The 3139-nt window shown below is 32.6% G+C and carries 3 protein-coding genes and 1 pseudogene; 1 reads left to right on the top strand and 3 read right to left on the bottom strand.

The genetic code is table 11. The features are described from left to right. Positions 1-633 (top strand): annotated as a pseudogene (locus ACR0QS_RS12325) (Rpn family recombination-promoting nuclease/putative transposase); the annotation flags it as partial. A gap of 259 nt (positions 634-892) precedes the next feature. On the opposite strand, the gene ACR0QS_RS12320 reads toward ACR0QS_RS12325, so the two are convergent. The 3 genes from ACR0QS_RS12320 to ACR0QS_RS12310 all read right to left on the bottom strand — a co-directional run. Further along, positions 893-1312: a hypothetical protein gene (locus tag ACR0QS_RS12320; RefSeq protein ID WP_432633750.1), complete on the bottom strand. Its 420-nt coding sequence runs from the start codon at positions 1310-1312 to the stop codon at positions 893-895. Positions 1313-1411: 99 nt separating this feature from the next. Continuing rightward, the gene (locus ACR0QS_RS12315) at positions 1412-2632 is read right to left on the bottom strand and encodes a cell surface protein (protein WP_432633749.1); all 1221 of its coding nucleotides are present in this window, start codon (positions 2630-2632) and stop codon (positions 1412-1414) included. Positions 2633-2651: 19 nt separating this feature from the next. Continuing rightward, positions 2652-3139, bottom strand: a 488-nt coding sequence (locus ACR0QS_RS12310; protein ID WP_432633748.1) for a hypothetical protein, incomplete at its 5' end; no start/stop codon positions are given.

The raw sequence follows: 3139 nt of genomic DNA, 5'->3' as shown, positions 1-3139 counted from the left end.
TATTATTGGGCTATGAACTATAGCAAACTTTTAAAGAAAGGCGAACAGTATGAGGAATTAAATCCTGTGATAAGTATTAATTTACTTAATTTTAATTTGAATAAAAAAGGGAACAATGTGCATAGCTGTTATATGATTTACTATACTAAAAATGCAAGATTATTGACCGACCATTTACAGATACATATGATAGAATTAAAGAAATTTAAATTTAAAGACAATAACCTGCCAAAAGACTTGAACTGCTAGTTAGGATTTTTCACTACAAAAAATATGGAGGATTATATGTCAGAGATAGTAAAGGAAAAACCAATAATGGAAGAGGCTCATAAAAGATATAATAATTTTATCAGAAGTCAATTAATGATGTCTGAATATGAGAAGAAAGAAATCTATCAATACGATAAAAAAATAATGCTCGCAGATGAAAGACGAATTGGTATGAGGGAAGGAATAAAGAAAGGAAAACTTGAAGGTATAAGAGAAGGTAAACTTGAAGGCTTAAAAGAAGGTCAAATATCAATGGCAATCGCAATGAAAAAAGAAAATATTGACATAGAAACTATCAAAAGAATTACGGGATTAAGTATCGAAGAAATCCGCAAACTGCGTCCAGACGGAGAAAAACTATAAACCATACCTAGAATAATTAATTTATTAACCACAATAAAAAATTCAAAATAACAAATCTAATTTCCAACCTTACTAATTAAAATAAAAAATCCCACACAAAACCGCATCAACTTTCAACCAATCAATTCAAAATAAAAACAGCGTCCTCCGTTCGCAACACACGAAGAACGCCGAATTATAGTGAAAAATTTAAGAAAGATGCAAATTAATTAATCTTATAAATCACAATAAGTCAATTTTGAATTTATAAATAATTGTCTTATTTAGATTTATTGCCATATAATGTAGCAAGGCAATCTTCACAAACTATTTCACCTAATATTGAAGCTATTGCCCTAATAATTAATTTTTTATCGCTATAATAAAAAGTATTTTTTGATTCGTCAGTATAATAAACTCCATTGATTTCAGGAAATTCAATATAAGGATATTCATTATTATATATTAAACCATAACCAAAACTTTTATAGAACGATACAAAATTTTTGAATTCTTTTTCTTTAGTATGTATATTCTCGTTTTTACATAAAGGTGTATTATCATTGATTTTATAATGATAGCTTAAACTTTTAGTATCTGTAAAATTTGTAGCATCAAACAAATGCCATTTTTTAGTTTTTTCTCCTTCAGTATAATCTGGTGATAAAAGTATATATCCAGTTTTATTTAAATCTAGCATAATTTTCTCCATTTCTAAAAAATTAAATAATTACTCTTCCTCGTTCGCAACGCCGAAGAAGAGTAACCTTTTTAACCTAACCTTAACCTAATTAAATAATTAAAGTTGTGGTAAATACCAAGTAACACCTGTCGTGCCATTAAATTGGAAACCATCAGAAACCGTAGATGCAGAGGTGTTTTTAAGAGCGTTACCTATTTCCGCTTCAAAATACCATTCAAGGTTTTTGATTGGCGTAATATAGATTTCCGCATAAACATTATAACCCAAACCGTAAGCTTCTTTAATTTTTTCTAAAGCGCTGCCTGATTGAACTACTTTCAAACCTAATTGAGGTTCTAAATAAAGCGAAACTATATCGGAGTTAGCAGTCAAACCTAAACCCGTCATTAATAGTAAGTCCCAAGCGCTTTGTTCCCAAGCTGTGCCTGTGCTATAAGAAGATAAAGGGGCAGTAGCGCTGTTAACAGTGTTGTTATAAGCAGTTCCCCAAACTCCTGCGGAATCATCAAGTGCGCTTAAAGCGGTAACTGCAGTTTTGTTATGTTGTTTTCCCAAAGCTCCGTTATAAGCGAGTCTAACTATAGGTTGAAGCGCAACTTCTTCCACCATCGAGCCGAAGTAGAATCTCAAATCGAATCCGAAAGATTCGGCGAATTTTTCTTTTACTTTATCGCCTTGGTCTGGCGTGAAATTCATGCCGTAAGTTCCGTATTTGAGATACAATCTCACTTGCGTCAAAGCTTCGATTCCCGTATAATATCTGAATTGAGCATCAAAACTTACTGCCGTTACGCTTCCTTTACCATAGCCGTCAAACTTTTCGGTAAGGTTAACAACTTGAATCGGAATCGCCATTCTAAAAGCGTTATCCAATGCATTCAAAACCAAAACTGGCGTATGAACTACGGCTTCAACTTTTTTAGATTCGGTTTTTCCGTTGTATCTGTTCCATACAGGTCCAATTGTGGCGTTATAGCCAACGCCCACGCTTATTAAGGAAGAGGTATAACCTAATCCCATTGAGATTGTAGGCACGAAGTTATAAAAGAAATCGTTAGCTGCTACCGTGCTTCCTGTAGGCGTTCCATTAGTAGGTTTCAACATAGCGCCCCACATACCTCTGTCTTCGTGGAAACCGAAAGTTCCCTTGATTGTGTCGTTTCCGAGCGTGAAGCCTAATTGGTCTAATTTTGCTTCAAATCTGTTTCCATCGGTAAGGAAAGTTATCCAATCTCTTGAAGTAGCTCCATACATACCGAACACTTGCATGCTTGCCACCGTGAGCAAAGCTATTACTGTTAGAAAAATCTTTTTCATCTTTTCTTCTCCTATTTTTTTAGATTTTTGTTTTTAAAATTTTTCTATTAAATAAAAAGCCCTTCAAATCATGCCAAATGCTATAAATTTCATTCCCAAAACCGTAACCAAAATTACAATTTCCGAAATAATTTTTTCCGAAACCGCCACTACAATTTTTTTCAAAATCATAATCACAATTCTTTTTGAAATTGCAATTATAATCTTTACCGAAACCATAATTTAGATTTCTTCCAAACCTTCCGCCGAAATCGTAACTATTGCGAAAAACTTGATTAAGATTAAAGAAATAATTTTTATAACAAAAGCCATAATCCGACTGACTTATTATTTCAAATTGATTTTTCAATGCACAAGAAAATGCATAATTAAAAATTGCAAATTGATTTTCTATAAATTGAAGCAATCCCATAAACACGGAATTATGAATTCTAAACGGAGTTGTTCGCTGAAAGCGGGCTTTAGCCTTGTCTTCTTTTTGACAAAAAGAAATTATTTTTGCAAAAC

It is taken from the genome of Brachyspira sp., from assembly GCF_050873525.1.
GTDB lineage: Bacteria > Spirochaetota > Brachyspiria > Brachyspirales > Brachyspiraceae > Brachyspira.
The sequence above is the reverse complement of the archived record's forward strand: the minus strand, read 5'-3'. Positions and strand labels throughout refer to the sequence as shown.